Genomic DNA, 13779 nt, shown 5'->3' with positions numbered 1-13779 from the left:
AATTCAACCCCTATTAATAAGTGGGCACCACGTTCCCTGAGAAGACCAATATGCCTTAAGAGTGTTATTTGGAATAGTTCGAGAGAACGAAATTGTAAGATCCAAATCAAACTTTTTGCGCTTGTAACTTACACCTTTATTTCTTAGTATATCCCTATAAAAATCTATTACATCCTCAGCTACATTATAACCGTCTCTAGACCACAAGCCAGTGCTAGCAGAAGAATAAAAAAACCCATGCGACGAGCTTAATACCTCAGCACAATCAAACAAAACATATGGGAAATCTTCTGCTATTTTTCGAACACCATCTTCATGAGCCATAAAAGAAAGCAAAATTACATTTCGGTCTTTCGACCATGACTCTACATTATAATAATTAAAGAATTTTTCAGCTTGCCTGCCAGTTCCTACAAAATCGTCTACTAACACTAGCCACTTCACATGAGCGGGCATGTTCAAAACATCTTGCGGTCGAATTGTTATGTTTTTATTTATCAGTCCATCCTGTCTAAAATCCCGAACCAAGACAGCGCCACTTTTACCTGGGGTAGCTTCGAAATCTCCATCTACCGCAACAAAGCGTAGCGGTAAATCTTCGCCACCTTCTTTAATACCTTTCAGAAAATCAACCATACAACTTTGCGGAATATATCCCGAACATTGAAGCTTAGCCGCCAACTGCATCTCCAGCATATGACGCCGCATACTTCTCAACATATCCGGCGATCTATAAATCAGAGCATCCAACAAATGAGCAGCCAAATAGCACCCTCGATCTCCTTCGAAGTTATTTAGCCATCCCTGCAACTCATATTTCTTAATTCCATTTAACACTCCCCGCCTAATCAAAAGCTCAATTTTTTGTCTAGTATCAACAAAAAACCGTTCTTTACCAGGAGGTATTTCGAATGACATAATTATGCTCCCTGCTTTCCACCACTTTTAATGCTTGAGGCTAGCAACCCTCCCCAATAATGATAACAACACCGTACTTGCTGAATAACTCAAATCTTACCAAGAGGCACATTGAATTCGGATAATTGCTTCATAGATATTTGTGACGCAGCAACACCGTAACTTAAATCAGCCAGGCTTGATTGCGCCGAGTCAGACACAAGATATCTGAATAGCTTATCACCTTGATAGCCTTTAGCTCGAACCCTAAACAAACAGTCACTTACAACTGCATATCCAGATTGAACATATGCCACTTTATTGAAAAAACCCCGTCCAACTCTCGCCATCAATATATCACCGGGACCAGCGATAAGAAACTTTGGCAGCTCCAAGTCTAACAGATCCTTTTTCCCAGGCAACATCAATGCATCGTTAAAGCCTTTGATATTCGTCGTATGGACAGTCGCACATTCCAACCTCGAAATATCAACAGAAGAGTGCTTACCTCTTTTAATCTCCGCTACATCTATCATTTTAGCGGACAGTTTTGTGTCAGCCTGACTGTTCAATCGACGCCAATGATACGAATAATCAAGACGTTCAACACCTAAACAGGGTGAAATTTTTATAGTAGGTGAAAGCGATCCATCACCTTGCACACAACTTAATTCCACATAATCACGACCGCACTTACTCACCGACTTATTTAGTATTAAAATATGAGTCTTTGCTTCTGTTCGCTTAAATATATTTCTTGGCAGCTGAATTATTTTTTTAACAAAATGTTCTTTAACAAGAAACTCTCTGAAACCAGAGAATTTTTCGGCGGTAAATATGCCATCAGGCAGGATCACGCCTGCTTCGCCTCCTGTCTTCAACATCCGCAACATTTGCGCTAAAAAAATAACTTCAGCGGAGCAAATTTTAGAGATTGATGAATATTTACAGAGACCAATTTGATCTGCGACTTCCTGAAACTCATCTCTCCAATTCGGTTTAAGATATGGTGGATTACACACAGCCAAATCTATGGAGCCCTCTTGCACACCTAACGCTCTTGGCAAATCAAACTGTAAAGCATCCCCTACTACGTGATGCTGATTTTCGTGCCTATGAAAAGCGTCTGGAGATCTATGTTCAATATCTAGCGAGAATATTTTTGCATCATTCCAGCGCCGTGACGCTGCGAACGAAAGACTTCCGAGGCCACACCCGAGATCCAAGATGTTTTGTGCTTCAGTAGTATCCATTTGAGAGATAAGAAATTCACTTATACCATTATCGGTATAATAACGCCCTAAGTTATCTCTAGATGTAAATGGTGCAATTGTCATTCTAGTTACATATCTCTGTATATAGGAAACATCCAAAAACTATAGACATCCAAATCCCTGTCCTTTTCCACCATCTGCGTAACACATTAAAGACTATTCTGCCAAGATCGCGGCAAGCAGTTTTTTCACAAGAACTGCGAATGCCATCGCTGACGAATCATCCCATATCTCTCCCATAATCTTTAGTTTTTTTCCCCCTGAAACCGCGCCCGATACCTCCCCGGACTCTCCCCCGTCCACTTCTTGAACGCCCGGTGAAATGCGCTCGGCTCCTGGAAACCCAGTTGTTCGGCGATGTCGCCGATACTCGCCTGGCTCTCACGCAACTGTTCGAACGCCACCCCACGGCGTACTTCGTCCTTGATCTCCTGATAGGAGCAGCCCTCGCGCTCGAGTTTGCGGCGGAAGGTACTGGGGCTCAGGTGTTGCTCGAGGGCAAAGGCCTGCAGGGTCGGCCACTCGCTGTAATGGCTGTTGCGCAAGCGCTGGTGCACCTGTGACGCCAGGCCGTGCTGGTTGCGAAAGCGGATCACCAGCCATTGTGGCGCGGTGCGCAGGAACACTTTGAGCGACGCCAGGTCCTGGACCACCGGCAGGCGCAGGTAGTGACTGGCGAACTCGATTTCGGTGCGCTCGGCGCCGAAGGTCAGGTTCGGCCCCCAGAGCAAACGGTCATCGCTGAGCGACAGGCGCCCGTGGCGAAAGTCCGCGCGGTCGATCGGGATGCGTCGTCCACCCAGCCAGCACATAAGGCTGATCATCAACACCAGGAAGGTCTCTTCGCCGAAACGGCTGACGTCTTCGTTGGCGCCCTGGCTTTGCAGGCTGATGACCGCTCGTTTGCCGCGCACGGTCAGGGTGCCGCGAAAATCACGCAGGAACAGGCCGAAGTTGACCAGGCACTGGCGCATGGCCTTGTGCAGATCGGGCTCCTGGATCAATGCCCGGCAAATCAGGGCGAAGCTGCCCGGCGGCATGCCGTGGGAGTCGAGGCCGAAGAATTCGTCGTCGAGCTCGCGGATCTGGATCAGCCACAGCGCTGCAAACGCGCTGGCTGGTACCCGCGACGTGGGTTGCGCAATCACCGCCGGGTCGATGCCGGCCTGTTCGAGCACAGCCCGAACACGCTGCGGATCGTCCCCCAGCCCCTGGATCATTGCCTGCACGAAGTAGGCGGCCACCGAGTCCTTTTCCCGCATGCGAACGCTTCGCTCCCCATCACCCGAAATGGCAAAAAACATCAGTGCCGTTGAACAGTTTCGGCATAGGACAACCACCCTGCCGGCTCTAGACTCGCGGCAATAGTACGCTTTCGGCCATACAGGCGGCCAAGGTATCGCAGGGTTTATCGAAAGGACGGCAACATGAATCTGCAAAACATTGGCGTGATCGGCGCCGGCACTATGGGCAACGGCATCGCGCAGGTCTGCGCCCTGGCCGGTTTCAACGTGACCCTGGTGGACATCAGCGAGGGTGCCTTGCAAAAAGCCCTCGCCACCGTCGGCAAGAACCTTGACCGCCAGGTCGCCAAGGAAACCCTGAGCGCCGAGCAGAAAAACGCCGCCCTCGACAAAATCCGCACCAGCACCGATTACAGCAACCTGCGCGACGCGCAACTGGTGATCGAAGCCGCCACCGAGAACCTCGAACTGAAACTGCGGTTGCTGCAACAGGTTGCCGCACAGGTCGGCGCCGAGTGCGTGATCGCCTCCAACACGTCGTCGCTGTCGATCACCCAGCTCGCGGCCAGTGTCAGCCAGCCTGAACGCTTCATCGGCCTGCACTTCTTCAACCCGGTGCCGGTGATGGGCCTGATCGAAGTCATTCGCGGCCTGCAAACCAGCGATGCCACCCATGCCCTGGCGCTGGACATGGCGACCCGACTGGGCAAGACCGCGATCACCGCCGGCAACCGCCCGGGGTTCGTGGTCAACCGGATCCTGGTGCCGATGATCAACGAAGCGATCCTGGTGTTCCAGGAAGGCCTGGCCAGTGCCGAAGACATCGACGCCGGCATGCGTCTGGGCTGCAACCAGCCTATCGGCCCCCTGGCCCTCGCGGACCTGATCGGCCTGGATACGCTGCTGGCGATCATGGAGGCCTTCCACGACGGCTTCAACGACAGCAAATACCGCCCGGCGCCATTGCTCAAGGAAATGGTCGCCGCCGGTTACCTGGGACGCAAGACGGGGCGCGGCTTCCATGCCTATGCCTGAGCGTTGTTCGCGTTTCGCCGAATACCGGGACAAGGTGCTGGAGCTGTTCGCCAGCAAGGGTTTCGGTCAGGTCGGCATGCGCGAGCTCGCGACGTGCCTGGGGCTTTCCCCGGGCTCGTTGTATCACCATTACCCAAGCAAACAGCACCTGCTGCTGGACTTGATCGAAGAGTTCTACGAAGAGCTGCTGGCCACGCTGGGGCGTATCAAGCAAAAGGCGCCGGGTAAACGCGACCGCCTCAACAGCCTGATCCGCGCGCACCTGAACCTGCATCGCGACATGCCCTGGCATTTTCGCCTGGTGGAACGCGACAGCGGCTGCCTGAACGACGAGCAACAGGCACGGGTTCGACATTTGAGCGAGCAGTACCAACGCCAATTGATGGTGATACTCGGCGCCCGTTCGCGGTTCAGCGAATCGGGCCTGCTGGCGGCCGGTCATGCCATCGCCGCCTTGCTCAACAGCGCGCCCAGCTGGCTGGCGTCCCATGCGCTGGAAGAAGGCGAGCACAATGAACTGCTGGAGAACATGGTCGGTGGCGCCATCGAGCGCTTGCTGGCGCCGAAGCGCCCAAGCGAGGCTATAAGCCTGGCCCGGCCTATCGAGAATCCATCTAAAAAAACCCAGGCTCCCACCGCGATTTAGCGCTTTGCTTGCCCAGTCAATCTCATCGGAATTCGCGCTGGTACCCGGCGTCCAATCCGATGTGTATCTTCAATGACCGGGAGCAGCACCATGAAAATCAGTCCCTACCTTATCTTCAATGGCGATTGCCGCGCCGCCTTCACGTTTTACCAGCAATGCCTGCAAGCCCAGCTCGAGGCGATGATGACGTTCGGCGAAACACCCGCCGCCGAGCACGTCCCCAAGGAACATCACCACCTGATCATCCACACCTGCCTGAAGGTCGGTGACCAGATGCTCATGGCCTCGGACACCACCCCCGACCGTCCGACCCAGGGCATGAGCGGTTGCTCGATTTCCCTGAACGTCGACAGCATTGCCGAAGCCGAGCGGGTGTTCAACGCACTGGCAGAAGGCGGCAAAGTCGACATGCCACTGGAAGCCACGTTCTGGGCCGCACGCTTTGGCATGCTGGTCGACCGCTTTGGTGTGTCGTGGATGGTCAATTGCGAAAAGGATCAGTGACACTGTGAAGACCGGCTGTCTGGCAACTCCCGGGCCGTCTGCTACCGTCAACTTCTAACCCCTGTAGCAGCGGCCCTTCGGAGAAAACCCACCATGCAAGCCCATGACGCGTCATGGTCCACCCGTTTCAAACTGTCCTTGCTGGCGGGCGGGCTCACCGCCGCGCTGCTGGCACTCAGCGGTTGCGCGACAGTCGATGCCCAGACCACCGCCTACGTCGGCGTGGAACATCCCGCACCGACGCTGCCCAGCGAAGTCGTGGTGCTGCGCACCGAGCCCCTTCGCCCGCACGTTCGACTGGGCGAAATACTGATCGACGCCAGTGTCGACCCCGCCCCGCCGATTACCGAGGTTGAAGAAAAACTGAGGGACGAATCCGCCAAGCTTGGCGGCGATGCCGTGGTCGTGGTGTATGACCATATCCAGGCGGTCGGTGCCTATGTCAACGGGCCGCTATGGGCGCGCGACGTGCAGACCATCGAGGGGCGCAAACTCAAAGGGATCGTGATCAAGTACAAGTGAGGCGCGGGGATTTTTCGTCGAAAAATGCCGGTCGAGTAGCCTTCATCGGGCCTCGCCTGACAGGACACTGAATGAACCTTGTAGGAGCTGGCTTGCCAGCGAAGGCACCCGAACGACCAACGCAATACTCAAAGACGCCTTCGCCGGCAAGCCGGGCTCCTACAGTCCACCGCTACCCCCAATTGATGGGAGCCCCGTAGACACCGTCTTGAGCCTACACCAACCGCTCAATCTTCTGATGCTGCCACACCAGTTTGTAATACAGCGTCTGCAACGCCAGCATCCCCAGATACGCCACCGGAAACGCCATCCACACCCCTTGCAGCCCGAACCGCGCGTCCAGCAGATACGCCACCGGCAACTGCACGCCCACCACGCACACGATCGAGATCGCCACCGGCACCATCACCGTGCCGCTGGCGCGCATGATGCCGCCGATGATCGCCTGGAAGCCGAACACCAACAGGCTCCAGAGCATGATGTGCAGCAAGTGCTCGGCCATGCTGCGGGTCGCATCCTCGGTGAGGAACGAGCCCAGCAGCCAGTGCGACAGCAAATACCCCAACACCACCAGGCCGCCGGTCAGGCACACGTTGATCATCAACCCGGTCTTCAAGATCGGCCCGATGCGTTCGATGCGCCCTGCCCCGATCGCCTGCGCCCCAAGGATCGACGCCGTGATCGCGATCGACAGCGCCGGGAACTGCACGTAATTGACGATCTGCGTCACCGCGCCGTACGCCGCCGTCGCCTGGGAACCGTGCTGGTTCACCAGCGCCAGGATCACCAGCTCCGACAGCGACAACACCACCATCTGCAAGCCGGTGGGCAAGCCGATGCGCAGCACCTTGCCGAGGATCGCCCTGTCCAGCTTCATCGCCGCGAAAAATTCCCGGTCCGGCGCTAGCGGATGGCCCTTGCGAATCAGGCGCCACGCCAGCCACCCCATCGCCGCCAGGTTGCCCGCCAACCCGGCAAACGCCGCACTCTGGATCCCCATCGGCGGCAACCCCAGCCACCCGCGTATCAACGCCGGCGTCAACGCCAGGCCGATACAGGTCGACACCACCAGCGCCAGCAACGGCGACAACGTATCGCTCACCCCGCGCAGCAACTGCGTGAACAACACGAACACCAACAGCGTCGGCATGAACCACAACATCACATGGGCATACGCCACCGCATCGTCCAGCACATCCCCCGGCGTCCCCAACCCCACCAATGAAGACCGCGCAAACACACTCCCGACCACCGCCGCCACCAGCCCGATCAGCAATCCCAACAACAAGGTCGAGCCGGCAATGGCCTTCACCAGATGCGTCTCCCGCGCGCCCCAGGCCTGGCCAATCAACACACCCGCCCCCGCACCCAGGCCGATGACCAGGGCGATGAAGAAGAACACGATGGGGAACATGCCCGACACCGCCGCCAGGGCCTGGGTGCCGAGCATCTGGCCGATGTAGATGCTGTTGACCGTGCCGGACATCGACTGGAGGAAATTGGACAGGACCATGGGCGCGAGGAACAGCAGGTAGGTTTTCCAGAGGGCGCGTTGCGGTTGGGCTGGGGTTTGCATGGGGGTAGAGGTCCATCTCGACGGCGGGCGTGTTGATTGAGGATAGCTTCGGTGGCTGAAACCAAAGGGCGATGACCATCTCAGGTCTGTGTTTGGATTTCCAGTGAAGAGATGTGAAAGGTCTGAGATTTGATCAGCAAAGGTCCTACATAAAGCTCGGAAACCCTCACCTACCCTGCGGATGCCATGCGGCTTATAGTCAGTCCCGTCGCCCAAATGGCGATTCAGGTTTGGCGACCTGATCACAGAGAATGCGAAGGCTATCCGCTTCATTGCAGGTATCATCGCACCCGCAAAGCCGCTGTTATGGCGGCTGTGCGCGGGAGACCTTCGGGTCTGCCGGTTTTCTCTGTTGCCGGTTCGCCAACCTGCGCACAGCTGCCACCTGATCGTTTGGCGACGACTGAGTGACGGCTCTAAGCCAATCAAATAGAGAACTTCACTATGAATCGATACATGCCTCTTACCGGGATTGACCTGATTCCGGCTTCTCTGCTCATTGACACCCAAGCCCCCCTCGACGTCCTGCAAGCCATGGCGGATTACCGTATCCGCACCGTGACGCAAGTGCTGGAAAACATCGCCTTTCGTGCCGAAATTGGCTGCGACACGGTGGTGTTGTCCGACTTCTCAAAACTGCTGGCGATCCCATTACGCGATGGTTGCGATTTGATGGACGTGATTGGCCGACGCTTGCGTGCCCAAGCGGCGGAGTAAATGAAAAGGGCGCCCAAGGCGCCCGCTTCCTTGATCCGTCGACAAATGATCCTGGCCCATTTTTCTGAATGGCAACCAGCAACAGTCAATGAATCTTCCATTGGCAACGACCCAGCGAAACCCCTGATAACTACCCTGAAGCCTGGCACTGAATCTTGTCGCCCTTGCAGTCTCTCTTGCCCAACCTACCCGAACAGGGTACAAATCGCTCAAGTTGTACGACAACATAATAAAAAACTCCCACTCCACACCCGAGTTGTCCTATCACCCTTCGAGATCTGCCATGCCCCGCCCTACATTTGCGCAAACCGTACCGCCACCCTTCCCCCGCCATCTCGCCTTGATCATTCTTTTGTGCATGGGCTGCGCATTCGCCGGCAACCATGTGGCGGCGCGGGTCGCTTTTGATGATGGCGCGGGTGTGTTGCTGGCGATTTTGATGCGTTCTGGCGGGACCTTGCTGGTGCTGGCAAGCCTGGTGCTGTGGCAAAGACAAAGTTTGCGTCTGTCGGCAGTTGCATGGCGCTGGCAATTGCTGTTGGGCCTTCTGATTACCGCGCAGAGCCTGTGTCTGTATTCTGCCGTCGCACGGGTCCCGGTGGCGCTGGCGCTGCTGGTGGCGAACGTGTTTCCCATCCTGCTGGCGTTGCTCACCTGGGCGCTGGGTGGCCCGAGACCGACCGCACGCACCGCTACGTTGATGGGTTTGATTCTGGTGGGGTTGGTGTTTGTGCTGGATGTCCCCGGGCGCCTTTCGACCACGACCAGCGTCGGCCCGCAATGGCTGCTGGGCGTCGCGCTCGCGTTCTGCGCCGCCAGCGTGTTCGCCTGCGCGCTGTGGATCACCGACCACAAGTTGTCTCAGGTGCGTGGTTCGGTGCGCAGTCTGCTAACCATTTTCATCGTCTTCAGCAGCGTCAATCTGGCGGGACTGACGGGTGCCCTGCCTGGCGGACTAAACCTGCCCGCAACCTCGACCGGATGGCTGGCTCTGGCCACCTTGGTTGTGCTGTACGGCACCGGTTTTATCGTGCTGTTCATTTCAGTGCCTCGGCTGGACATGCCACGCAATGCACCGGTAATGAACATCGAGCCGTTGGCGACGTTGCTGATGGGCTGGATTGTGCTGGATCAAATGCTCAGCGCGGGGCAGATCCTGGGTGGGGTGATTGTGGTCACCGGCATCGTTTTGCTGACGTATCGCAAATCAGTTATCAAGGCTGACGCCGAAGCTGTGGTGTGAAATGCCTCGATGAACCGTTCGCTTCACTGCACCGCTTGCGCGATATTCCCACAGAAGAATATCGGTGCTGCCATCTCGCATTCGAGTGAAATGCAGCTGGCAACAGGCCCGCTGCGAAAGCTTCTGACACCTTGCGCACGATATGTCATTGGGTGCGCAAGGTCGTCTCAGCCTGCAACAGGGCCGCATCCGGCCCTGATGAATTACTGCTGGGTGCCGGGCAGCAGTTCAAAGGTAGGGGTAAAAGGCGTAATGGCGGCCATCAACCGTTCGAAGGGTTTGTGGTCGCCTTCGAAGGTAGCTTTTCCCGCCGCGACGAGTTGAGCAAAGCTGGTTTTCCTTGCCATCACGCCTTCAAGATCCGAGCGGTCAAGGGTGATGGTCAGGTCAGCCTTTTTCGCTTGCTGCCCCTTGATGGTGGTCAGCGTTGAATTGCTCAACTCAACCACAAACTGTTCACCGTTGTCGGGTGTCCTGAGATTCAGAACCAGGTGTTGATCCGCAACCTTGCTGCCGTCCAGGGCAATGCCGAGGTATTCCAGCCACAACTCGGTGCTCATCGCGCGGATCATGTCCGGCCCGGTGGGTTTCGGCGGCACTCCCTTGGGCATGCCATGGCGTAGTTCATACGCCGCCGCCAGGAAGCTGTTGCGCACGCCCGCACTTTCCTTCTGATAACCAACCTGCTCATAGACGTCCGCGAGCAAGTCCTTGGCCTGGGTGTTCTGGGGTTCGGCGTACACCAGCTTATTGAGAATTTCATAGGCTTCGCGGTATTTGCCCTGGTCGAACAGGGATTTGCCCTTGACCATGATTTTGTCCGCGCCCCCCATCATTTCCACGTACAGCGGTGCCGAATCTTTCGGAGACAACGGCATCAGTGTCGCCGGGTTGGCGTCCCAGTAACCCAGGTAGCGGTTTATCACGGCACGGCTGTTGTGCTCTTCGGAGCCGTGGTAGCTATGGGTCGCCCAGTTGTTTTTCAGGCTTTCGGGCAACTTGTAGACGTTTTGGATCTCGTTGATGGTGACGCCCTGGTTGGCGGCGTGCAGCACGGCATTGTTCAGGTTGGCATAGGCATCGCGTTGCGCGCGCATGACGTCCTGAATACGCTCATTGCCCCAGCGTGGCCAACTGTGGGAGGCGAACATGACATCGGCCTGTTGCCCGTAGCGATACAGGGCGTTGTTGATGTTTTTCGACCAGACCAGTGGATCACGGACCAGAGCACCGCGCAGGGTGTAGATGTTATGGATGGTGCCGACGATGTTTTCAGCTGCCCAGAATGCCTTGAACTGCGGGAACCAGGTGTTCATCTCTGCCGGCGCCTCGGTGCCGGGAGTGCTTTGAAACTCCATTTCCACACCGTCGATGGTCAGGGACTCGAAATCTTTCTCGATGTAGCGATTGGGTTCAATCAGGCCCATGTTGCCTAGCGAGGCATTTTTTCCGATAGCCATGTCGACATGGCCATAAGGGCTGTGCGGCAGCATCACGCCATACTGGAAAAAGGCGCGCCGGGTCATGGCGTTGCCGGCGTAGACGTTTTCAGCCACGGCATGCTCCATGAAACCGGTGGGGGCTATGAGCGGGATCTTGCCGCTGCGCACATCGGCTTCATCGACCAGACCGCGGACACCACCGAAATGGTCGGCATGGGAGTGAGAGATCACTATCGCCACGACCGGGCGCTTGCCGAGTTTTTCATTGATGAAATCCAGCGCAGCCTTGGCGGTTTCCTTCGACATCAGGGTGTCGAACACAATCCAGCCCGTATCGCCCTTGATGAATGTGATATTGGCCAGGTCAAACCCACGCACTTGGTAAATCTTTTCCGGAACGACCTCATACAGACCGAAGGCCATGTTGAGTACCGCCTGGCGCTGCAAGGACGGATTGATACTGTCGTAGTCCTTGCCCCCGAGCAGGAAGTCATAGCTGCCCATGTTCCAGGCGACATTTCCGGCTTCGGCCATGATCTTGTTGTAGGACGGTGCCGCGATGAAGCCTTTCCTGGCTTCTTCAAAATCACGGTTGTCCGCGAACGGAAGGGTCTTGCGTACAGCATTTTGCGCTTCGATCGTGTAGGACGAAGGCGCTTTACCCTTGCTGTCGAAGTGCGAATTTTGTGTCGCTGCCGGTTCAGGATTTGCGTCGTTTGCCACGGCAGCAAAGAGCATGGGGCTGATGCCGCTCCCAAGGGTGATTGCCAATGCCAGATGAAGGGTCTTGTTGTGCATGGGGGTTCCTGCGCCAGAGGGCCATGAGCGTCAATGGGGAAATTTGCGCTCGATTGTATTTATTGGGTACGCGTCACCTTGACCCGCCTGGCCATGAATAGCATATTCATTTCATTACGAAAAATTCCGTTTTAGCCATTTTCGATAACATAAAGGTTATGAGATGACACCGCGTCGATTACGTCAGTTTCTGGCATTGATTGAGCAGGCACACTTTGGTCGAGCGGCCAAAGCGTTGGGGGTTTCCCAGCCGGCGCTGAGCAAAAGCATCCAGTTGCTGGAGAGCGAACTGGGGGTCACGCTGTTTGATCGACGCTCAGACGGCGTCGTATTGACGGCGTTCGGTCAGTTGCTACGGGAAAAAAGCCAGCGCCTGTTAGTGGCCGAGGAGGATTTGCGCCGCGACATCACCCTGTTGGCGGGTGGCGATATCGGCGCGCTGAAAGTGGCCTTGGGTCCCTATCCGAGTGTCACCAGCGGATACGCCAGCATCGCGCGTTTGCATGCCCGACATCCGCAGATCAAGGTCACTGCCCATGTCGCCGGCTGGCGCGAAGTCGCTCATCAGGTCGCCACGGGTGCAGTGGACCTGGGGATCGCCGAAATCAGTACCTTGCAAGGCCGGGAAGAGTTCACCTGTGAGTTGCTGGGTGAGCATGTGGGCCGTCTGTTTTGTCGCCCCGGCCATCCCCTGCTATCGCAAAAACGTTCACCAACGCTGGCGCAAACACTCGACTACCCTTGGGTGGCCTCGCGCATTCCGCTGCGGTTGGCGACCCATTTGCTTCCGGCAACGTTGGGCTGTGCCGGCGCCTACGATCCCTTGACGGGTGATTTCGTACCGGCGATCGAAATAGACGTGCCCATGCAAATTGTCAAATTCGTCGAGAACAGCAATGCCCTTGCGTTAGGCAATCTATCGACTTTCGAGCAGGAAATCAGCGCAGGCGCAATCGTGCCGTTGCCCGCCCATGACCCTGCCCTGCGTACCCGTTATGGCTTCATTTACCTGAAAGAGCGCTCACTGCCACCCGCGGTAGAGATTTACATGCGGGAGGTGCGAGTTGTGGAAGCAGAAATTTGTCAGCGTGAGCGCATCCTGGCCCGGATGGGCAGCGAGTGAACTGAGTTATATATCCAGGAACGCAATGCGACATTATTGAGCTATACCCAATAGTCCCCCCAACGCACTTCTTCCATTATTGGAGGTTGGCAATGAAACCCTGTCTCTCCCTTTCAGCACTATTGATGACCGCAACGCTCTTGGGCTGCTCCAGCTCTTCACACCACCAGTCAATGAATCTTCCTTTGGCAGCGACCCAGCGAAACCCCGGTCACACCGCCACGACTACATTGACCGGCGAAGGCAATCAGACCAACTTTGACTTCTACCTGACCGGCGTTCCCAACGGCACCATCCTGCCGCCCCGCATCTACACCTTCATCAACAAAGGCAGTTGCCAGCAACCCGGGGCAGTCGCGTTCGCAATGAACGACAAGGTCAACACTGAACCCAATGCAGGCACCGGTGGATGGACGTTTTACAGGAGCGCGCCGATCGCCATGCCAGACCTGCTTTCCGGCAAGTACGCCGTTGTCGTGCGCACTTCACCCGAGGATGGCAGCGCCGATATTTTCTGCGGCGATGTTGTACATGCGACTCGATGAAACACCCATCGCCGTGAGTAGTTGAGTCGCGTTGTATGTGGCGATTGTGTTTACCGTTTCCAGGTTGGTGTTGATCCAGTTTGTAATACTGGCGTTACATCAGCCACTGAAGCACTGCAATCGCCCGTTCATTTGAAAAAACCGCACTAGACTCCTTCCTGCGCCTTAATCCGTGCACGGTCATGCAGTAATGGGGAAATGATTCTGTACGCA

At 56.1% G+C, this 13779-nt stretch carries 13 protein-coding genes; 8 read left to right on the top strand and 5 right to left on the bottom strand.

The window, feature by feature from the left end:
* Positions 1-3: 3 nt before the first annotated feature.
* The 3 genes from SOP85_RS18035 to SOP85_RS18025 all read right to left on the bottom strand — a co-directional run bounded on the left by SOP85_RS18035 (position 4) and on the right by SOP85_RS18025 (position 3433).
* Positions 4-918 carry a phosphoribosyltransferase-like protein gene (locus tag SOP85_RS18035; RefSeq protein WP_323627744.1) on the bottom strand — a complete coding sequence of 305 codons (915 nt, stop codon included), beginning with the start codon at positions 916-918 and terminating at the stop codon, positions 4-6.
* A gap of 89 nt (positions 919-1007) precedes the next feature.
* Positions 1008-2234, bottom strand: coding sequence for an N-6 DNA methylase (locus SOP85_RS18030; RefSeq protein WP_323627743.1), 1227 nt, complete (start codon positions 2232-2234; stop codon positions 1008-1010).
* Positions 2235-2416: 182 nt separating this feature from the next.
* Positions 2417-3433, bottom strand: a complete 1017-nt coding sequence (locus tag SOP85_RS18025; protein ID WP_323627742.1) for an AraC family transcriptional regulator — start codon at positions 3431-3433, stop codon at positions 2417-2419.
* Between the two features lie 165 nt (positions 3434-3598).
* On the opposite strand from SOP85_RS18025, the gene SOP85_RS18020 reads away from it, so the two are divergent.
* The 4 genes from SOP85_RS18020 (at position 3599) to SOP85_RS18005 (ending at position 6122) form a co-directional block, all read left to right on the top strand.
* Complete coding sequence (locus tag SOP85_RS18020; RefSeq protein ID WP_323608224.1) at positions 3599-4450, top strand: 3-hydroxybutyryl-CoA dehydrogenase; 852 nt, start codon at positions 3599-3601, stop codon at positions 4448-4450.
* Positions 4437-5096, top strand: coding sequence for a TetR/AcrR family transcriptional regulator (locus SOP85_RS18015; RefSeq protein WP_274076640.1), 660 nt, complete (start codon positions 4437-4439; stop codon positions 5094-5096). Before SOP85_RS18020 ends, SOP85_RS18015 begins: the two co-directional genes overlap by 14 nt.
* A 90-nt stretch (positions 5097-5186) precedes the next feature.
* Entirely contained in the window at positions 5187-5600 is a 414-nt protein-coding gene (locus SOP85_RS18010; protein ID WP_274076639.1) for a VOC family protein, read from the top strand.
* Positions 5601-5693: 93 nt separating this feature from the next.
* Positions 5694-6122, top strand: coding sequence for a hypothetical protein (locus tag SOP85_RS18005; protein WP_323627741.1), 429 nt, complete (start codon positions 5694-5696; stop codon positions 6120-6122).
* A gap of 214 nt (positions 6123-6336) precedes the next feature.
* Here SOP85_RS18005 and SOP85_RS18000 read toward each other — a convergent pair whose 3' ends face one another.
* Complete coding sequence (locus tag SOP85_RS18000) at positions 6337-7698, bottom strand: MATE family efflux transporter (RefSeq protein WP_323608223.1); 1362 nt, start codon at positions 7696-7698, stop codon at positions 6337-6339.
* A gap of 444 nt (positions 7699-8142) precedes the next feature.
* Here SOP85_RS18000 and SOP85_RS17995 point away from each other — a divergent pair, with 444 nt between their 5' ends.
* Together SOP85_RS17995 and SOP85_RS17990 are read left to right on the top strand one after the other, a co-directional pair.
* Entirely contained in the window at positions 8143-8415 is a 273-nt protein-coding gene (locus SOP85_RS17995; RefSeq protein ID WP_129442062.1) for a hypothetical protein, read from the top strand.
* Positions 8416-8698: 283 nt separating this feature from the next.
* The gene (locus tag SOP85_RS17990; RefSeq protein WP_323627740.1) at positions 8699-9658 is read left to right on the top strand and encodes an EamA family transporter; all 960 of its coding nucleotides are present in this window, start codon (positions 8699-8701) and stop codon (positions 9656-9658) included.
* A gap of 203 nt (positions 9659-9861) precedes the next feature.
* Here SOP85_RS17990 and SOP85_RS17985 read toward each other — a convergent pair whose 3' ends face one another.
* Positions 9862-11898, bottom strand: a complete 2037-nt coding sequence (locus tag SOP85_RS17985; protein ID WP_323627739.1) for an alkyl/aryl-sulfatase — start codon at positions 11896-11898, stop codon at positions 9862-9864.
* Between the two features lie 163 nt (positions 11899-12061).
* On the opposite strand from SOP85_RS17985, the gene SOP85_RS17980 reads away from it, so the two are divergent.
* The gene (locus tag SOP85_RS17980; protein WP_323627738.1) at positions 12062-13021 is read left to right on the top strand and encodes a LysR family transcriptional regulator; all 960 of its coding nucleotides are present in this window, start codon (positions 12062-12064) and stop codon (positions 13019-13021) included.
* Between the two features lie 92 nt (positions 13022-13113).
* A complete protein-coding gene (locus SOP85_RS17975; protein WP_323608220.1) occupies positions 13114-13566 on the top strand; it encodes a hypothetical protein in 453 nt (150 codons plus the stop codon).
* Positions 13567-13779 lie beyond the last annotated feature (213 nt).

It is taken from the genome of Pseudomonas sp. YuFO20 (genome assembly GCF_035064975.1).
In the GTDB taxonomy this organism is placed as follows: domain Bacteria; phylum Pseudomonadota; class Gammaproteobacteria; order Pseudomonadales; family Pseudomonadaceae; genus Aquipseudomonas; species Aquipseudomonas putida_AE.
The sequence above is the reverse complement of the archived record's forward strand: the minus strand, read 5'-3'. Positions and strand labels throughout refer to the sequence as shown.

What these genes read in the sequence shown, in the direction of transcription:
- SOP85_RS18030 (WP_323627743.1), bottom strand. Translation starts at nt 2,234, where the DNA reads ATGACAATTGCACCATTTACATCTAGAGATAACTTAGGGCGTTATTAT.
- SOP85_RS18015 (WP_274076640.1), top strand. Translation starts at nt 4,437, where the DNA reads ATGCCTATGCCTGAGCGTTGTTCGCGTTTCGCCGAATACCGGGACAAG.
- SOP85_RS17975 (WP_323608220.1), top strand. Translation starts at nt 13,114, where the DNA reads ATGAAACCCTGTCTCTCCCTTTCAGCACTATTGATGACCGCAACGCTC.
- SOP85_RS18035 (WP_323627744.1), bottom strand. Translation starts at nt 918, where the DNA reads ATGTCATTCGAAATACCTCCTGGTAAAGAACGGTTTTTTGTTGATACT.
- SOP85_RS17985 (WP_323627739.1), bottom strand. Translation starts at nt 11,898, where the DNA reads ATGCACAACAAGACCCTTCATCTGGCATTGGCAATCACCCTTGGGAGC.
- SOP85_RS18000 (WP_323608223.1), bottom strand. Translation starts at nt 7,698, where the DNA reads ATGCAAACCCCAGCCCAACCGCAACGCGCCCTCTGGAAAACCTACCTG.
- SOP85_RS17980 (WP_323627738.1), top strand. Translation starts at nt 12,062, where the DNA reads ATGACACCGCGTCGATTACGTCAGTTTCTGGCATTGATTGAGCAGGCA.
- SOP85_RS18020 (WP_323608224.1), top strand. Translation starts at nt 3,599, where the DNA reads ATGAATCTGCAAAACATTGGCGTGATCGGCGCCGGCACTATGGGCAAC.
- SOP85_RS17990 (WP_323627740.1), top strand. Translation starts at nt 8,699, where the DNA reads ATGCCCCGCCCTACATTTGCGCAAACCGTACCGCCACCCTTCCCCCGC.
- SOP85_RS18025 (WP_323627742.1), bottom strand. Translation starts at nt 3,433, where the DNA reads ATGCGGGAAAAGGACTCGGTGGCCGCCTACTTCGTGCAGGCAATGATC.
- SOP85_RS18010 (WP_274076639.1), top strand. Translation starts at nt 5,187, where the DNA reads ATGAAAATCAGTCCCTACCTTATCTTCAATGGCGATTGCCGCGCCGCC.
- SOP85_RS18005 (WP_323627741.1), top strand. Translation starts at nt 5,694, where the DNA reads ATGCAAGCCCATGACGCGTCATGGTCCACCCGTTTCAAACTGTCCTTG.
- SOP85_RS17995 (WP_129442062.1), top strand. Translation starts at nt 8,143, where the DNA reads ATGAATCGATACATGCCTCTTACCGGGATTGACCTGATTCCGGCTTCT.